Here is a 16,156-nt window from a genome sequence, read left to right on the forward strand (position 1 = left end):
GCGCGGTGCAAGCGGATTGGCGCAAGATTCGTGCGTCATCGTCTGCTGCTGCGCAACATATGGATCAACCCATCGCCCTGGACCGCACCGATTTGCGTCTGCTCGCCCTGCTGCAGACGCAGGGGCGCAGCAGTAATGCGGAGCTGGCCGTGCAGGTCAATCTGTCGGCGTCGGCGTGCCTGCGCCGCACCCAGCGGCTGGAGGCGGCCGGCATCATCGCCGGCTATGGCGCGCGCCTGGACGCGCGCGCGCTGGGACTGGGCTTGCAGGCGTTCGTGCGCGTGCAGCTGGAGCAGCACGGGCAGGCCGACATCGAACATTTCGCCGAGGGCGTGCGCGGCTGGGACGAGGTGGTGGCGTGCTGGGCGCTGACCGGCGACATGGATTACCTGCTGCAGGTACAGGTCCGCGACCTGGAACACTTCTCGCGGTTTCTGCTCGATCGCCTGCTCAATGCCACCGGCGTGTCGGATGTGAATTCCAGCTTCGTGCTGCGCACGGTGAAGGCGCCGGAAGGTCTGCCGCTGTCGCATCTGGCCTGAGGTGCAAACCAGCCGCGTGCCAGTAGGGCAGGGCGCCGCCCGCATGCCGCAGCCGGCAAGACGCACCGGCGTCGCGCCGGTTTCCAGGCGGACGCAAGAAACGTGCTGCTTGCCACATAAACGATAACGATTTACATTTACCTCACATCCTGGCCGCGTCCGGCCATGTCGTTCGTGTCGCATCGCCAGCCCACGCAGGGTCAGCCAGCCGGTTCGAGTGGACGCCTGCGTGTGCCTGTGCCTTTCCCTGTTGCGTGACGCGCTGCGTCCGCAGCGATCGACGAGAACGCCCCATGTCTGCTGCCATCGCTCCCCTTGGCTTGTTGCCTGCCGCGCTGCTGTGCGCGCTGTCGACCTTGGCTCCCGCCACCCATGCCGCCGAATCCGCCGACGCGACCAACGCCACGACGCTCGACCAGGTCAGCGTCAACGGCACGGTGAGTCGCGCGCAACCGGCCACCACCACGCGGCTGCCGCTGACCCTGCAGGAAACGCCGCAGTCGGTGAGCGTGATCGGGTTGCAGCGGCTGGAAGAGCAATCGCTGTTCAGCATCGACGATGTGATGCGCAACGTCACCGGCGTCAACGTGTCGTTCTACGACACCCAGCGCCCGCTGTATTTCGCGCGCGGTTTCCAGATCACCGACTTCCAGGTCGATGGCCTGCCCACCTACAGCGGTGCGACCAACCAGGAATACGACACAGTCTTCTACGACCGCATCGAGGTGATCCGCGGCGCCAACGGCCTGCTCACCGGCGCCGGCATTCCCTCGGCCACGGTCAACCTGCTGCGCAAGCGCCCGGGCAAGGACTTCGATGCCTCGTTTGCAGTCAGTGCCGGCACCTGGGATTTCCGCCGCATGCAGGCCGACGTCAATGCGCCGCTGGCCGAAGACGGGCGCTTTCGCAGCCGCGTGGTGGCCGCCTGGCAGGATCGCGATTACTACTACGACCGCTACCACGACAGCAAGATGTCGGGCATGGCAGTGCTGGAAGGCGATCTGACCGACAGCACCACGCTCACCGTCGGCTATCAGCGCCAGGACAACACCCCCGTCGGCTCGACCTGGGGCACGGTGCCGTTCTTCGCGGCCGACGGCTCCTTCGCCAACCTGTCGCGCTCGACCAACATGGCGCCGGAATGGACCCGCTGGCAGCGCGAAACCAGCACCGCGTTTGCCAACCTGGAACAACGCTTCGGGCAGGACTGGTTGCTGCGCGTCAACGCCGCCCACACCAAGGGCACCGTGGAGAGCCTGCGCGTCTACGGCACCGGCTACCCGGCCGCCGATGGCAGCGGCGTGTTTCTGCGCGCCAACGCTGGCGAAACGCAGGACACGCGCGATAGCGTGGACGTGTATCTGTCCGGCGGATTCGCCCTGTTCGGCCGCCAGCACGATGTGGTGATCGGCGGCAGCTGGCAGGACCTGCAATCGACCACCTATACCCTGGCGCAGACCTATCCCGACGACTGGGCCACCTGCGGCAGCGAACGTTGCTATTTCATTCCCAACATCCGCCACTGGAATGGCGACGCTTCGGAAGTGACCTATACGCGCACCGGTGCGCGTCGCAAGGCACGCACCACCCAGCGCGGCGTGTATGCCTCCACGCGCTTGCGGCTGGCCGACCCGCTGTCGTTGATTGCCGGCGCGCGATTGAGTTCGTGGGAGACCCGCACCCAGGCGTTCAATGCCAGCGGCAGCTACACCGGCACCAGCGGCCGTTATGACGTCAGCGACGAAGTCACCCCGTACGTGGGTCTGGTCTACGACATCGTGCCGGATGTGTCGGTGTACGCCAGCTACACCGAAATCTTCAATCCGCAGAACTACCGCGACAAGGACAACAACCTGCTCGCACCGGTGGAAGGCTCCAACCTGGAGGCCGGTATCAAGGCGCAGTTGTTCGATGGTCATGCGATGGCCACTGCTGCCGTCTTCGAGGCCAAGCAGGACAACTACGCGGTGCGCGACATGACCCAGCCGGAAGCCTCGCTGCCGGATGGCAGCTCGGCGTACATCGGCGTGGACGGCACCAAGAGCCGCGGATGGGAAGTGGACTTCAATGGCGAAGTGCTGCCCGGCTGGACCATCAACGCTGGCTATACCCACGTCAAGGTCACCCGCGCGCCGACCGATGCGATCTACGCCAACCTGCCCGAAGATTATCTGCAGCTCTCCACCCAGTGGCGCCTGCCGGGGACGTGGGACCGCTTGAGCATCGGCGGCGGCGTGAGCTGGCAGAGCGCGGTGCGCGGCTTCAATATCGCGCGCCCCACCGGCGACGGCACTGGCGCCACCACCCCGGTCACCGTGGTGCAGAACCCGTACGCGCTGGTGCATTTCAACGCCAACTACCGCATCAGCGACCAATGGACCGCCACGCTGGCGGTGCGCAATGCGTTCGACAAGACCTATTGGGCGAATCTGGATTATCAGAACTACGGCGAACCGCGCTTTGTCAGCGTGTCGCTGCGTTGGCGGTATTGAGACATTGCCGATGACGTCTGGGCTTGAGACATTGCCCATCAAGTCCAGGCGTTGCTACCGATAAGGCCTCGCGGCCAGGGCCGCTCCTACAAGCGCGGCGCCGGCCGTGCCGACGTCGCCGATACACCCAAAGACCCCCGCCCCGGTCGAAGCGGCCCCGGCCGCGCGCCCATCCGACACGTCTCAGCGCACCCGAAAGAACCGCCACGCCGTCGTCGAAGCGGCTCAGGCCGCGACCTTGTCCGGCCACCCTCAGGACATCAGCACAAGGCATCAATAACGCAGTCGCCCCACGCATCTGGTCTAAATGCGCGCGTCTCGAACCAGGCGCCCACGCCCGCTCAGTTCCGCATGAGCTCGCGCGGCACCGGCATCAACTGCGGATCGCCTCGCACCGCAGCCGCATCACGGTGCCACGCAGGCCTGGTCCTTGCCACGCAGTTTTTCCCAACGCGAGCGTTGTTCCAGGCAGCGCTCGTACGCCTGTTGCTTGGCCGCTTTGGCCTGGTCGGCGGCGGTCCGGACTGCGCTGCTGCGCGCGGCCTGCAGTTGCGCAATCTTGGCGCGAATCTGCGGCATCACCGCCATTGCGGCGCGCTCGCCTTCGAGGATCGCCGCAGCACGTTGGTTGAAATCGGCCGAGCCGATCTCGTTGACCTTCGGGCGAATGACCACGTCGGCACGTTTGAGTTCGGCCTCGCCCAGGCGCTGGCCCATGATCGAAATCGACTGGTTCACCGTGCCCAGCAGGTCCCCCGGATTCTTGCCGCTGGCCTTGCTGGAGATATCCACCGCCACCACAAATTCGGCACCCAACTGGCGCGCCGCATCCACCGGCACCGGGCTGACCACGCCGCCATCGACGAAGTGATATTGACCGATGGTCACCGGCTCGAACACGCCCGGGATGCTGCTGGACGCGCGCACCGCCTGGCCGGCATTACCGCGCACGAACACGGTGCGTTCGCCATCTTCCAGTCGCGTGGCGACCGCCGCGAACGGCTTGCGCAGTTTTTCGATCGGCTTGCCGCCGAGCTGTTCGTTGACGTAGTCCTGCAGTTTCTGGCCCTGCACCAGCCCACCGGAAAACAGCCGCACATCGCGGATGCTGGTCTGGTCGAGCGCGACGGCCTTTTCCTGCATTTGGAACGCATCCATGCCGCTGGCATACAACGCGCCCACCACGCTGCCGGCGCTGGTGCCAGACACCACCACCGGTGCGAAGCCGTTGGCCTCGAGCATCTTGATCACCCCGATATGCGCAAAGCCCTTGGCCGCACCGCCACCGAGCGCGACGCCGATCTTGATGGGCTTGGGGGCTGCGGCCGAAGGTGCCTGCACCACCGGCGCCGGTGTCGCCTGGCGTGGCTCGCCCCCGCAGGCGCTGAGCAGCCCGGCCAGTGACAGGGACAGGGACAACAGGAGGCACTTGCTAGGAAAGGCGGTCATGGCGAGCGTGCACAGGGCGCGATGTGGACAGCGGCGCAGCATACACGCCGCAGCCCTGGCCGCCGGTCTGCATTGGCGGCGGGCGGCAGGGCGTCATGCGCAGATATTGCGCGCTGCGCGCACACCTCGCCTGCCCTGATGGTATCGGGCGTCCTTGCGTTGGTACCGTAGGGCATGGACTCGGCCAAACGCACAGTCTGCAGCAGCAGCAGCATCTTCGATCACGCGTCTGCGCGGTGTCCGCTGCGTGGACTGGCGCTGTCACTGCTGCTAGCCGCATTGCCCTGTCATGCGCTGGACGCGGTAGCGGTCAAGCGGCAGGTCGATGGCATTCTGGATCGGGACTATCCACGTTGGGAGGCGCTATACCGGACCGTGCACCAGCACCCCGAACTGGGCTTCGAGGAAACCGCGACTGCGCAACGGCTGGCCAAGGAAATGCGCGCGCTGGGGTTTCAGGTCAGCGCGGGTATTGGCCGGACCGGGCTGGTGGCGATGTATCACAATGGCCCCGGCCCCACGATCATGGTGCGCACTGAACTGGATGCGTTGCCGATGCGGGAAACCACGGGGCTGGCGTACGCCAGCGACGTCCATCTGCAGTCCAGTGACCGCGATACCTATGTGGCGCATACCTGCGGTCACGACATTCACATGGCGGCCTGGGTCGGCACGGCCGCAACCTTGGTGCAGCTGCGCGCCCAATGGCGCGGCACGCTGATGTTCATCGCCCAACCAGCGGAGGAAAAGGGTCGCGGTGCGCAGGCGATGCTTGACGATGGCCTGTTCGCCCGGTTCGGCAAGCCGGACTACGGCTTTGCCCTGCATGTCGGCCCGGATGCCTACGGCCATGTGTTCTACAAGGCCGGGGCGGTGACCTCCAACTCCGATGCGCTGGAGGTGGTGTTCCAAGGCAAGGGCGGGCACGGTGCGATGCCCGCCGCGACGATCGATCCGATCCTGATCGCGGCACGCTTCGTTGTCGATGTGCAGAGCGTGATCAGTCGCGAAAAAGACCCGGCTGCGTTTGGCGTGGTCAGCATTGGAGCGTTCAACGCCGGCACGGCCGGCAACGTCATCCCCGACCGCGCGCAGCTGCGCGGCACCATACGCAGCCACGACCCTCAGGTGCGCGACAAGCTGCTCGACGGCGTGCGACGTACCGCGCTGGCCAGTGCGCAGATGGCCGGCGCGCCGGTACCGCAGATCGCCCTGGGCGAGCGCGGGTCCAGGGCGGTGATCAACGATGCAGCGCTGGCCGAGCGTACCGGGGCGGTTTTCGCGCAGGCGTTCGGGGTCGATGCCGAGCGCCAGCGCGAACCGAGTGCCGCCAGCGAAGACTATTCGGCCTTCGTCGCTGCCGGCGTGCCGTCGTTCTACTTCGGCATCGGTGGACTCGATCCACAGTGGCTGCAGCAGGCCCGGCAAACGGGCGAGCGCATTCCGGTGAACCATTCGCCGGACTTCGCGCCGGTGCCGCAGCCAAGCATCCGGACCGGCGTGGAAGCGATGACACTGGCGGTGATGAACGTGATGCCGCCGCCCTCCTGAGATGGGCGCGGCCGCGCCGGGATGTAGGTCAGAAGCGGTTATCGCCATCCAGCAACCGCCCCAGGCCGCCCAGCACCGAGCCTTCGCCGCGCTGTTGGCCGCCGGCTTGCGGGGCGGCCTGCAGCATGCGGCCGGCCATGCGCGAGAACGGCAGCGATTGCAGCCAGACCTTGCCCGGGCCGGTGAGGGTGGCCAGGAACACGCCTTCGCCGCTGAAGAACATGCTCTTCAGGCCCGCAACGCGGCGCACGTCCATGTCCACGCCGGCGTGGTAGGCCACCACGCAGCCGGTGTCCACGTCGATACGCTCGCCCGGGCCCAGCTCGCGTTCGACGACCGTGCCGCCGGCATGCACGAACACCCAGCCGTCGCCTTCGAGCTTCTGCATGATGAAGCCCTCGCCGCCGAACAGGCCGGTGAGGATCTTGCGCTGGAAGGCGATGCCCAGCGACACCCCGCGCGCGCCGGCCAAGAAGCTGTCCTTCTGGCAGATCAGCTGGCCGCCATGCTCGGACAGGCGTAGCGCCAGCACCGTGCCCGGGTAGGGTGCGGCGAAGGCGACCTTGGCCTTGCCGCTGCCGGCGTGGGTGAACACGGTGGTGAACATGCTTTCGCCGGTGACCACGCGTTTGCCGGCCGACAGCAGCTTGCCCATCAGCCCGCCGCCACTTTGACCGGCATGCGAGCCGTCACCGAACACGGTGTCCATCTGCACCGCCGCGTCCTTGTACATCAGCGCACCGGCCTCGGCGATGGCGCTTTCGCCGGGGTCCAGCTCGACTTCGACGAACTGCATGTCGTTGCCGACGATGCGGTAGTCGATCTCATCTGCGCGCCCGCTCATGCCGGTCAACGGCGGCGGCGCGCTACCGCCGCCCTGCAGCTCGGCCAGCTGACGGGCCGGCGTCCAGCCATCGAGCCCGTCGCGCCAGGCCAGCGCATCGGGTTGGCGCTGCGCATGCGCGCGAGCGCTGGCATCGTCGAGGGGGCCGATACGGTCGGCCTGTCCGGGGTTATGGAAATACCACTGGGCCATCGGACGACTCCTGTCTGTGTGTGCGGCGAGTCTAAGCGCAAGCGCCGCGGCGGCGTCCCGTGTCCAAGGTCATGTCTGCAGAGCGTGGTTGTGACGCGGTTGTGCGCCCGTCCGGAGCGCTTCGCCATCGCGATGCGGAGCATCGCCGGCAGCTCGTGCAAGGACACGGCCTGCGCGAGCTGCGGGATGGGTGGCCCTTACTCGCCCACCGTTGCCCAACAGCGCGCGCCATCACGCTGCACCCGCACCGGGCCATCGAACACGGCCGACAGGCTGGCATCGGTGAGTAGCGCCTCACGCGTGCCGTCGGCCACCACCTTGCCGGCGCGCAGCAGGATCACCCGTTCGATCTCCGGCACGATTTCTTCGATGTGATGGGTCACCAGCACCAGCGTGATGCCTTGCCGGGCGAGGTGCCGCATCGTCTCGAGCAGGTGCTGGCGTGCCACCAGATCCAGCCCGGTGGACGGCTCGTCCAGCAGCAACGCCTGCGGGCGATTGACCAGCGCACGCGCAATCAGCACACGGCGCGTTTCGCCGGCCGACAATTGCGCAAATTGCCGGTCCACCAGCGGCAATGCGCGCGCCAGCGCCAGCGCTTCGCGCGCGCGTGCACGCATGTCGTCGCTGATCTCGCGATGCGGCGGCACCACGTAGCTGGCGAAGAATCCGGAGAGCACCGCGCTTTCCACATCCAGCCCGGGCATGTCGGCCAGATTGACGCTCAGATCGCCGGTGACGATGCCCAATTGCGAGCGCAGGCGATCCACCTGCCAGCGCGTTTGTCCCATCACCTTCACTGCGGGCTGGCCGTCGGCGCGCGCTAGCGGGTACAACTCGCGCGTGATCAATTTGATGAAGGACGATTTGCCGCAGCCATTGGGCCCCAGGATCGCGGTGTGCTGCCCCAGCGCGATGCGCAGGCTCAGCGCATGCAGGACCCGGACCTGGCCGCGCATCACGCTGGCCTGGTCGAGTTCGATCAGCTGGGCGGCGTTAGTAACGACAGTGGAATCGGCAGCATGTTCGGTGGCAACAGTCATACGGGTGACAGCAGACGGAAGTGGGGAAGGGGGGTCTGAACCGCTTTAGAAATGTAGGTGCAACCCTACGCATCCGAAGGGTGAAGTTTGCCGCGATCGCCCCCATCATGTCTGCATCAAATGGAGAGCGCTGCTGTGGAGATGCCGATGTTGTCCGATCCGATCATCGACGTTCTGACTTCCGGCGTGGCAGGGCTGGGCGTGTGGGGCATGCTGGCGGTGCTGCTAGTCTTCACCCAGCTCACCATCTTTGCAGTGACCTTGTACCTGCATCGCAGCCAGGCGCATCGCGGTGTAGATTTCCATCCGGCCATCGCGCATTTCTTCCGCTTCTGGACCTGGTTGACCACCTCGATGATCACCCGCGAATGGGTGGCGATCCATCGCAAGCATCACGCCAAGGTCGAGACCGAGGAAGACCCGCACAGCCCGCAGACCAAGGGCATCGGCCAGGTTTTCTGGCGCGGTGTGGAGCTGTATCGGCAGGCGCGTGCCGAGCGTGCCGACATCGAGCAATACGGCAAGGGCGCGCCCAGCGACTGGATCGAACGGCATCTGTACACGCCGCATGCCAACGCCGGCCCGATGGCGTTGCTGGTGATCAACTCGGTGTTGTTCGGATTGCCGGGAATTGCGTTGTGGGCAATCCAGATGGCGTGGATTCCGTTCTGGGCCGCCGGTGTGGTCAACGGCCTGGGCCACTGGTGGGGCTATCGCAATTTCGAATCGGCCGACACCTCCACCAACCTCACGCCCTGGGCGCTGTGGATCGGTGGCGAAGAATTGCATAACAACCATCATGCCTTCCCGAGCTCGGCGCGGTTTTCGATGCGGCGTTGGGAGCTGGATATCGGTTGGGTCGCCATTCGCGGCTTGCAGGCACTGGGCCTTGCCAAGGTGTTGCGGGTGGCGCCGTCGCTGGATATCCGCCCCAATATCGCCGTGCCCGATGCCGACACGCTCAAGGCGCTGCTCTCGCACCGGTTCCAGGCCATGACCGACTACCAGCGCAATGTGCTCAAGCCGGCGTTGCGCGAAGAGGCGGCCGTCACCGGCGCCAAGCTGCGCGAGTTGCTGCCGCGTCGCCTGCGCAAGGGCCTGGTCGACGACGGGCGCTGGCTCAAGCCGGACGCGCGTGCACAGTTGCAGGCATGGGTGGCGCAGCGTCCGCGCATGCGCACGCTGGTCGAGTACCGTGCGCGGCTGACCGCGGTACTGGAAGCGCGCAGCCACGATGCGTCCGAACGGCTCCGGCAATTGCAGCAGTGGTGCCATGAGGCCGAGGCCAGCGGCAATGCCGCGTTGCAGGCGTATGCGGCGCGGCTCAAGGGGTATGCGCTGAGTGGTGCGTAACCCGGGCGGCAGGCGCGCTGTGGTGCGTGTACACCGGGCGCGTGGCGTGATCGTGCGTGCCTTGCTGGTCGTGTGGTGTGCCTGTGTGCCGGCGATTGCCGCGCAGGCCCAGGTCCAGGACAGCCAGCAATATCTGCAGCGCATGGATACCGATGGCGATGGGCGGGTGAGCCTGGACGAATATCTGGCCTGGATGAGCTACGCCTTCGATCAACGCGATACCGATCACGATGGCGTGCTGCAAGGCGATGAACTGCCGGGCCGTCGCGGCAAGCCGATCACCCGTGCGGCGCATCGTGCCACCTTGATCGCGCGCTTCGCGCGGCAGGATGCCGATGGCGACGGCTACCTGAGTGCACGCGAACTGCTGGCGCCGCCCCGCTGATGCGCACCTTCGCGCGTGGCTGACGCTGCCTTCGGCAAGCTCGGCCGCATGTTCACTCTCGACCGGGTCAGCCGCCGCTACGGCCAGGCCATCGCACTCGATGCTGTCTCGCTGACGTTTGCCAGCGGCATCACGACCGCATTGATCGGCCCGAGCGGCGCCGGCAAATCCACCGTGCTGCGCATGCTGGTCGGGCTGGAGTGGCCGGACAGCGGCACGGTCGCTTTCGACGGCACCCCGTTGCAGCGCGCCAACCTGCAGGCGCAACGGCAACGCATCGGCTACGTCATCCAGGAAGGCGGCCTGTTTCCGCATCTGGATGCACGCAGCAACGTGACCTTGCTGGCACAGATGCTGGGCTGGACGCGGGAACGCATCGAGGCGCGTCTGGATGTCTTGTGCGCCCTGTGCCAATTGCCAACGCAGTTGCTGGCGCGCTACCCGGCCGAACTCTCCGGTGGTCAACGCCAGCGCGTGGGGCTGATTCGTGCACTGATGCTGGACCCGCCGGCCTTGTTGCTGGACGAACCACTCGGCGCGCTCGATCCCATCGTGCGCTACGACCTGCAGGCGCAGATGCGCGAACTGTTCGCGCAGCTGGGCAAGACCGTGGTGCTGGTGACGCATGACGTGGCCGAAGCCGCCTATCTGGCCGACAACCTGGTGCTGATGCGCGCCGGCCGAATCGTGCAGCAAGGCCGTGCGCGCGATCTGCTGGAGCAGCCGGCCGATGCGTTCGTGCAGCGCTTTCTCACCGCCCAGCGCAGCATTGGCGATGCCGCATGATGGCGCGTGCGCTCATCGCCGTGGTGTGGCTGATCTGCAGTGTTAGCGCGCAGGCCGCGCAGGTCACCATTGGTTCGAAGAATTTCACCGAAGCGGTGATTCTTGGCGAAATCGCCACCGCCGCCGGCAAACGTGATGGTGTAGACGTGCAGCACCGCGCACAACTCGGTGGCACGCGCATCCTGTGGCGGGCGCTGGAGACCGGGCAGATCGACGCGTATGCCGAATACACCGGCACGCTGGCACAGGAGCTGCTGCAACTGCCCAACGCCAGCCAGGCCGAGCTGCGTGCCGCACTCGACGCACGCGGGCTGGCGATGACCGATTCGCTGGGTTTCCAGAACACCTATGCCTTCGGTATGAAGCGCGAACGTGCGCAGGCATTGGGTATCGCCTCGTTGTCGGATCTTGCACGACATCCCACCCTCAAGATCGGTCTGAGCAATGAGTTCATGCAGCGCGCCGATGGCTGGCCGGGCGTGCGCGCGGCGTACGCGCTGCCGCAGGCCGCGACCGGGCTGGATCACGACCTGGCCTATCGCGCGTTGCAGAGCGGCGCCATCGAGGTCACCGATCTGTACAGCACCGATGCGGAAATTCCGTATTACCAGCTGCAGGTGCTACGCGACGACCGCCATTATTTCCCGGACTACCAGGCGATTTTTGTGTATCGCAAGGATCTGGCGCACCGCTCGCCGGCGATGCTGCAGGCCTTGCGGGGGGTGCAAGGACGCATCGATGAAGCGACCATGCAACGGCTCAATGCACAGGTCAAACTGGAGCGGCAGTCCGAAGCGGCGGTTGCCGCGCGTTGGCTGGGCGTCACGCCGGCCTCTGAAACGGACTCGCGTTTGACGCGGCTGCTGCGGCATACGCGCGAGCATCTGGCGTTGGTGGGTATTTCTTTGGGTCTGGCGTTGCTGCTTGCGCTGCCGTTGGGGGTGCTGGCGGCGCGGCGTCCACGTCTGGGGCAGGTGGTGTTGTCGTTGACCGGTGTGCTGCAGACGCTGCCGTCGTTGGCGGTATTCGTCTTCATGATTCCGCTGTTCGGCATCGGCGCCAAGCCGGCGATTGCCGCGCTGTTCTTGTATAGCCTGCTGCCGATCGTGCGCAACACCCACGCCGGGCTGACCTCGATCCCACGCGAACTGCGCCAGACTGCGCACGCCATCGGATTGCCCGCGTGGACACGCCTGTGGCGGGTGGAACTGCCGCTGGCCCGCCGCACGATCGTGGCCGGCATCCAGACCGCGGCGGTGATCAATGTGGGCACCGCCACGCTGGGCGCGCTGATCGGTGCGGGCGGCTATGGCCAACCGATTCTCACCGGCATCCGCCTGGACGATATCGGCCTGATTTTGGAAGGCGCCATTCCCGCTGCCGTGCTTGCGCTGCTGGTGCAGGCGGTGTTCGAAGGCGCCGAGCGATGGGTAACGCCGCGTGGGTTGCGGATCAGCCAGCGGCAGTGACGCGGCGTTCAATCGCTGAAAACCGAGCGCGCCGCTTCGCTGCCACTGATCCTTGCGCCAATTGTCGTTCGTAGAGCGCGCTGGCCTGCGATGGAGCCTTGCCGGTGCTACCTGACGACGCGCAGGCCTGCGTACATGTGTTGCAACCAGTATCGCTGCAGATGCCTGGCCAGCGATGCCTGCGCGCCGCCTCACCCATCCGGCAGCGCTGCAATGACCTGTGACAACGCGTGGTCGGTGACGCTCAAATGTGGCGCGATGCGCAGACGTCCATGCCGACGCGTGCAGATCACGCCACTCGCGCCGAGCGCCGTTGCCACCGCATCCAATGCCGCTGCCGGCGGCTGCAGTGCGGTGAGATGCGGCGCATGTCCGGGCGTGCACCAGCTGCCCACGCCGCGCGCCTGCAGGGCGGCGTCCCAATGCGCAGTCAACTCGCCCAACGCCGCTGCGATGCGCGCCGGCTGCCACGCGGTGAGTTGTTGCAGGGCCACCGTGGCCATTGCGACCCGCAACGGGTCGGCAACCCCGCCCGCATCGAATCGGCGTGCACCGCTGCGATACCGCGGCGCGCTGGCCACCGGAAATTCCCAACTGCTGCCCGCATCGCGGCCGATCCAGTGTTCTTCGATCGGCAGCCCGTCCGTGCGCCACTGCGGCGCGACCCACAGCCATGCCAATCCCATCGGCCCGAGCAACCATTTGTGCCCGACGCTGACCACGAAATCCGGTTGCCAGCGCGGCAGATCCGGTGGCAACACCCCAAGGCTCTGGCTCAAGTCCAGCACCAGGGCAGCGCCGCGTGCCTGCATGGCGGCACTGATGCGGTCCAGATCCAGCATTCGCCCGTCCAGCCAGTACGCATGCGGCAAGCTGGCAATCCGCAGCGCAGGCGTGTCGGCAATGGCCTGCAGCACTGCATCGGTCAAGCTGCCGCCAGCGGTGGTGGGCACCGCCACCAGATGCGCGCCGGTCTCTGCGCAGCGGCGCTGCCAGATCAACAGATTAGACGGAAATTGCCCTTCCAGCACCAGCACTGCGTCGTCGGCTTGCACAGGCAGATTGCGCGCGGCCGTGGCCAGGCCGTGCGCGGCCGAGGGCACCATGGCCACCGCATCGGCATCGCCGTCCAATAGCGCGGCCGCAAGTCCGCGCACCTGCTCGATCTGCTGTAACCAGGTATCGAACGGCAACCGCCATGGTGTGGCCATTGCATCGACCGCCTGGTGCGCAACGGTCTGCATGGCGCGCAACAACGGACCACGCGACGCCGCATCCAGATGGATGACCCCGGAAGGCAGCGCGAACGCCTGCTGACGCTGGGCCCACGCGAGGGGCCCAGCAAGCGTACTGGACAGAGATGGCGATGACATGCCCACAGCTTACCGCTGGCTGCCACGCTGCCCACACGGCACGTTCACGGGCGCTCCCCAAGCATAGGGCGATGTCTGCACTCTCACCTCTGCTGGGCCACCTCCAGCAACAGCAGTTGACGCTGCTGGAACGCTACGCGCAGACCCGCGCGCTGAGCGACCGTCTCGCCGCACCCTTGAGCGCCGAAGACGCGATGGTGCAGAGCATGCCGGACGCGAGCCCGAGCAAATGGCATCTGGCCCACACCACCTGGTTTTTCGAACGCTTCGTGCTGCAGGCCGATCCGGCGTACCGCGTGTTCGACCCGGCCTGGGATTTCCTGTTCAACAGCTACTACCAGAGCGTGGGGCCGATGCATGCGCGGGCCCGCCGCGGCGTGCTTTCGCGCCCCTCGTTGCAGCAGGTACGCGACTACCGTGCTGCGGTCGATAGGCAGATGCAGCAGCGCTTGCGCGAGGGCCTGCTCGATGCCCAGGCTTGCACCGTCGTGCAGCTCGGCATCCAGCACGAGCAGCAACACCAGGAGTTGCTGCTGACCGATATCAAGCATGCGCTGTGGAGCAACCCGTTGCAGCCGGCCTACCGTGACCTGCCCACACCGCCTGCGGCCGTTGCCAGCCCGCTGCGCTGGCATGCGCGCGACGAGCAGATCGTCCAGATCGGCGCCGCTGCATGGCCACAGGCCGACAGCTTCGCCTACGACAACGAATCGCCACGCCATCGCGTGCTGGTCGGTGCGCATGCGCTGGCCAGCCGTGTGGTCACCAACGCCGAGTTCCAGCAATTCATCGATGACGGCGGCTATCGCAGTGCCGGTGCCTGGCTCAGCGATGGCTGGGCGATGGTGCAGGCGCAGGGTTGGCAACATCCCTTGTATTGGGATGCCGATGGCCGCGAGTTCACGCTGGACGGCTGGCGCACGCGCGATCCACACGCGCCGGTCTGTCATCTGAGCCTGTTCGAAGCCGATGCGTTCGCGCGCTGGGCCGGTGCGCGCCTTCCCACCGAAGCCGAGTGGGAGCAGGCCGCGACCGGCGTGCCGGTACAGGGCAATTTCGTCGACACCGATGCGTTGCATCCGCGTGGCGCAGAAGCAGTGGACACCGGTATCCAGCAGCTGTTCGGCGATGTCTGGGAGTGGACCGGTAGTGCGTACCTGCCGTATCCAGGCTTTACCCCGTGGCCCGGGTCGCTGGGCGAATACAACGGCAAATTCATGAATGCGCAATGGGTCTTGCGTGGTGGCAGTTGCGCCAGCCCGGCCAGCCATCTGCGTGCCAGTTACCGCAACTTTTTCCCCTCCGATGCGCGTTGGCAGTTTGCCGGCGTGCGCCTTGCCAAGGATCTGCCTTGAACGCCGCCGCCCATGCCCTGCAACGCGCGCACGCCGCGCTGACCGACCTGCGCCCGCAGCCGGACGACATCACCGCCGATGCACTGGCGGGGTTGTCGCAAACGCCCAAGACGCTGCCGTCGAAATATTTCTACGATGCGCGCGGCTCGCAACTGTTCGAAGCCATTACGCAGCAGCCGGAGTATTACCTCACCAGGACCGAGCTGGGTTTGCTGGAAGCCAGCATGGGCTCGATCGCACAGGCGATCGGCGCCGGCGTGCATGTGGTCGAATACGGCAGCGGCAGCGGCCGCAAGACCGAGTTGCTGCTGCAGGGCCTGCGCGATGTGGTGGCCTACACGCCGCTGGAAATCTCCCGTACCGCGCTGCTGGAAAGCACCGCGCGGCTGGCCCAGCAATTTCCGCAGATCCAGATGTTGCCGGTGTGCACCGACTTCACCAAGCCGCTGCGCCTGCCCGATGCGCAGCGCCCGGCGCGGCGGCACGTGGTGTTCTTCCCCGGCTCCACGCTCGGCAATTTCGCCGATGCGGCCGCGATCGAATTGCTGGATGCGATGCGCCAGACCATGGGCAGCGATGGTTGCGCCCTGATCGGTATCGATCTGGACAAGGACGCCGGGCTGATCGAGGCGGCCTACAACGATGCAGCCGGCGTCACCGCCGAGTTCACCCTCAACCTGCTGGCGCGGCTCAATCGCGAGATCGGGAGCGATTTCGATCTGGACGGTTTCCGTCACCACGCGGTGTATGTCCGTGAGCGCGGCCGCATCGAAACCTTCCTGGTCAGCCAACGCGCGCAGCAGGTGCGGGTCGGCGGCAAGGACATCGCGTTTGCCGAAGGCGAAGCGATGCAGGTCGAATACAGCTGCAAATACACCGAGGCGCGTTTTGCCGAACTGGCTGCCGCAGCCGGGCTCAAGGTCACCCACGGCTGGAACGATGCCAAGGATTGGTTCGGCCTGCGCCTGCTGCGCCCATTGTGATCCTGCGGGGCAGGCGTGCAGTCGCCCGATGATGCGCAGGTTGCCGCGTTGATCCGGCACCTGCTTGCGCAACGTCGGCCCGAGCAATCGATCTGTCCCTCGGAAGTCGCGCGTGCCTTGAGCGATGACGCGGCGGTGTGGCGAAGCCTGATGCCCCAGGTGCGTACGGTGGCCGCAGCTGCCGCAGGCAGAGGCCTGGTACGGATCACCCAGCAGGGTCGAACTGTGGACCCTGCCACCGCACGCGGACCGATTCGACTGATGCGTGGGCCGCATTTCGACTGAAGCCCCATTGAGTGGATGCGCCAGCTTCCGTATGTTGCGGGATTAAGTAGCGGG

14 protein-coding genes are annotated in these 16,156 nt (G+C 66.3%); 10 read left to right on the top strand and 4 right to left on the bottom strand.

From position 1 onward, the window contains the following. Positions 1 to 59: 59 nt before the first annotated feature. A complete protein-coding gene (locus ACCQ15_RS00810; RefSeq protein ID WP_003490476.1) occupies positions 60 to 542 on the top strand; it encodes an Lrp/AsnC family transcriptional regulator in 483 nt (160 codons plus the stop codon). A gap of 293 nt (positions 543 to 835) precedes the next feature. Further along, complete coding sequence (locus ACCQ15_RS00815; protein ID WP_372381102.1) at positions 836 to 3,034, top strand: TonB-dependent siderophore receptor; 2,199 nt, start codon at positions 836 to 838, stop codon at positions 3,032 to 3,034. A gap of 405 nt (positions 3,035 to 3,439) precedes the next feature. On the opposite strand, the gene ACCQ15_RS00820 is transcribed toward ACCQ15_RS00815, so the two are convergent. Then, on the bottom strand, positions 3,440 to 4,483 hold the full coding sequence (locus tag ACCQ15_RS00820; RefSeq protein ID WP_071117648.1) for a patatin-like phospholipase family protein: 1,044 nt from the start codon (positions 4,481 to 4,483) through the stop codon (positions 3,440 to 3,442). Between the two features lie 174 nt (positions 4,484 to 4,657). On the opposite strand from ACCQ15_RS00820, the gene ACCQ15_RS00825 reads away from it, so the two are divergent. After that, positions 4,658 to 6,034 carry an amidohydrolase gene (locus ACCQ15_RS00825; protein ID WP_372381103.1) on the top strand — a complete coding sequence of 459 codons (1,377 nt, stop codon included), beginning with the start codon at positions 4,658 to 4,660 and terminating at the stop codon, positions 6,032 to 6,034. 28 nt (positions 6,035 to 6,062) lie between these two features. Here the strand turns inward: ACCQ15_RS00825 and ACCQ15_RS00830 are convergent, their stop codons facing one another. After that, entirely contained in the window at positions 6,063 to 7,070 is a 1,008-nt protein-coding gene (locus ACCQ15_RS00830) for a TIGR00266 family protein (RefSeq protein WP_218554475.1), read from the bottom strand. 197 nt (positions 7,071 to 7,267) lie between these two features. Next, the gene (locus ACCQ15_RS00835) at positions 7,268 to 8,113 is read right to left on the bottom strand and encodes an ABC transporter ATP-binding protein (protein ID WP_031420612.1); all 846 of its coding nucleotides are present in this window, start codon (positions 8,111 to 8,113) and stop codon (positions 7,268 to 7,270) included. Positions 8,114 to 8,260: 147 nt separating this feature from the next. Between ACCQ15_RS00835 and ACCQ15_RS00840 the strand changes: the two genes are divergently transcribed. Genes ACCQ15_RS00840 through ACCQ15_RS00855 form a run of 4 tightly spaced genes read left to right on the top strand, consistent with a single transcriptional unit; the run spans position 8,261 to position 12,106 of the window. Beyond that, positions 8,261 to 9,466: a DesA family fatty acid desaturase gene (locus tag ACCQ15_RS00840; RefSeq protein WP_011345898.1), complete on the top strand. Its 1,206-nt coding sequence runs from the start codon at positions 8,261 to 8,263 to the stop codon at positions 9,464 to 9,466. Beyond that, the gene (locus ACCQ15_RS00845; RefSeq protein ID WP_011345899.1) at positions 9,456 to 9,851 is read left to right on the top strand and encodes an EF-hand domain-containing protein; all 396 of its coding nucleotides are present in this window, start codon (positions 9,456 to 9,458) and stop codon (positions 9,849 to 9,851) included. The genes ACCQ15_RS00840 and ACCQ15_RS00845 overlap by 11 nt, the downstream gene beginning before the upstream one ends. A gap of 48 nt (positions 9,852 to 9,899) precedes the next feature. Beyond that, complete coding sequence (locus ACCQ15_RS00850; protein ID WP_372381524.1) at positions 9,900 to 10,637, top strand: ATP-binding cassette domain-containing protein; 738 nt, start codon at positions 9,900 to 9,902, stop codon at positions 10,635 to 10,637. Then, positions 10,634 to 12,106, top strand: coding sequence for an ABC transporter permease/substrate-binding protein (locus tag ACCQ15_RS00855; protein WP_014088983.1), 1,473 nt, complete (start codon positions 10,634 to 10,636; stop codon positions 12,104 to 12,106). The genes ACCQ15_RS00850 and ACCQ15_RS00855 overlap by 4 nt, the downstream gene beginning before the upstream one ends. A gap of 191 nt (positions 12,107 to 12,297) precedes the next feature. Here ACCQ15_RS00855 and ACCQ15_RS00860 read toward each other — a convergent pair whose 3' ends face one another. Then, on the bottom strand, positions 12,298 to 13,479 hold the full coding sequence (locus ACCQ15_RS00860) for an aminotransferase class V-fold PLP-dependent enzyme (protein ID WP_372381104.1): 1,182 nt from the start codon (positions 13,477 to 13,479) through the stop codon (positions 12,298 to 12,300). 71 nt (positions 13,480 to 13,550) lie between these two features. On the opposite strand from ACCQ15_RS00860, the gene egtB reads away from it, so the two are divergent. From egtB to ACCQ15_RS00875, 3 genes are read left to right on the top strand one after another with little or no spacing between them, the layout of a single operon-like run. Then, on the top strand, positions 13,551 to 14,834 hold the full coding sequence (gene egtB / locus ACCQ15_RS00865) for an ergothioneine biosynthesis protein EgtB (RefSeq protein ID WP_109290536.1): 1,284 nt from the start codon (positions 13,551 to 13,553) through the stop codon (positions 14,832 to 14,834). After that, a complete protein-coding gene (egtD, locus tag ACCQ15_RS00870; RefSeq protein WP_372381105.1) occupies positions 14,831 to 15,817 on the top strand; it encodes an L-histidine N(alpha)-methyltransferase in 987 nt (328 codons plus the stop codon). The genes egtB and egtD overlap by 4 nt, the downstream gene beginning before the upstream one ends. Before the next feature lie 15 nt (positions 15,818 to 15,832). Continuing rightward, a complete protein-coding gene (locus ACCQ15_RS00875) occupies positions 15,833 to 16,102 on the top strand; it encodes a DUF3253 domain-containing protein (protein WP_039417763.1) in 270 nt (89 codons plus the stop codon). Positions 16,103 to 16,156: the final 54 nt, after the last annotated feature.

The sequence above is a fragment of the Xanthomonas sp. NCPPB 1754 genome, from assembly GCF_041475725.2.
GTDB classification, from domain to species: domain Bacteria; phylum Pseudomonadota; class Gammaproteobacteria; order Xanthomonadales; family Xanthomonadaceae; genus Xanthomonas; species Xanthomonas euvesicatoria.

Bases quoted from the DNA above. Each gene is read 5' to 3' on its own strand.
- ACCQ15_RS00810 (WP_003490476.1), top strand. From the start codon at position 60: ATGGATCAACCCATCGCCCTGGACCGCACCGATTTGCGTCTGCTCGCC.
- ACCQ15_RS00825 (WP_372381103.1), top strand. From the start codon at position 4,658: ATGGACTCGGCCAAACGCACAGTCTGCAGCAGCAGCAGCATCTTCGAT.
- ACCQ15_RS00850 (WP_372381524.1), top strand. From the start codon at position 9,900: ATGTTCACTCTCGACCGGGTCAGCCGCCGCTACGGCCAGGCCATCGCA.
- ACCQ15_RS00820 (WP_071117648.1), bottom strand. From the start codon at position 4,483: ATGACCGCCTTTCCTAGCAAGTGCCTCCTGTTGTCCCTGTCCCTGTCA.
- ACCQ15_RS00860 (WP_372381104.1), bottom strand. From the start codon at position 13,479: ATGTCATCGCCATCTCTGTCCAGTACGCTTGCTGGGCCCCTCGCGTGG.
- ACCQ15_RS00830 (WP_218554475.1), bottom strand. From the start codon at position 7,070: ATGGCCCAGTGGTATTTCCATAACCCCGGACAGGCCGACCGTATCGGC.
- ACCQ15_RS00855 (WP_014088983.1), top strand. From the start codon at position 10,634: ATGATGGCGCGTGCGCTCATCGCCGTGGTGTGGCTGATCTGCAGTGTT.
- ACCQ15_RS00840 (WP_011345898.1), top strand. From the start codon at position 8,261: ATGTTGTCCGATCCGATCATCGACGTTCTGACTTCCGGCGTGGCAGGG.
- ACCQ15_RS00815 (WP_372381102.1), top strand. From the start codon at position 836: ATGTCTGCTGCCATCGCTCCCCTTGGCTTGTTGCCTGCCGCGCTGCTG.
- egtB (WP_109290536.1), top strand. From the start codon at position 13,551: ATGTCTGCACTCTCACCTCTGCTGGGCCACCTCCAGCAACAGCAGTTG.
- ACCQ15_RS00835 (WP_031420612.1), bottom strand. From the start codon at position 8,113: ATGACTGTTGCCACCGAACATGCTGCCGATTCCACTGTCGTTACTAAC.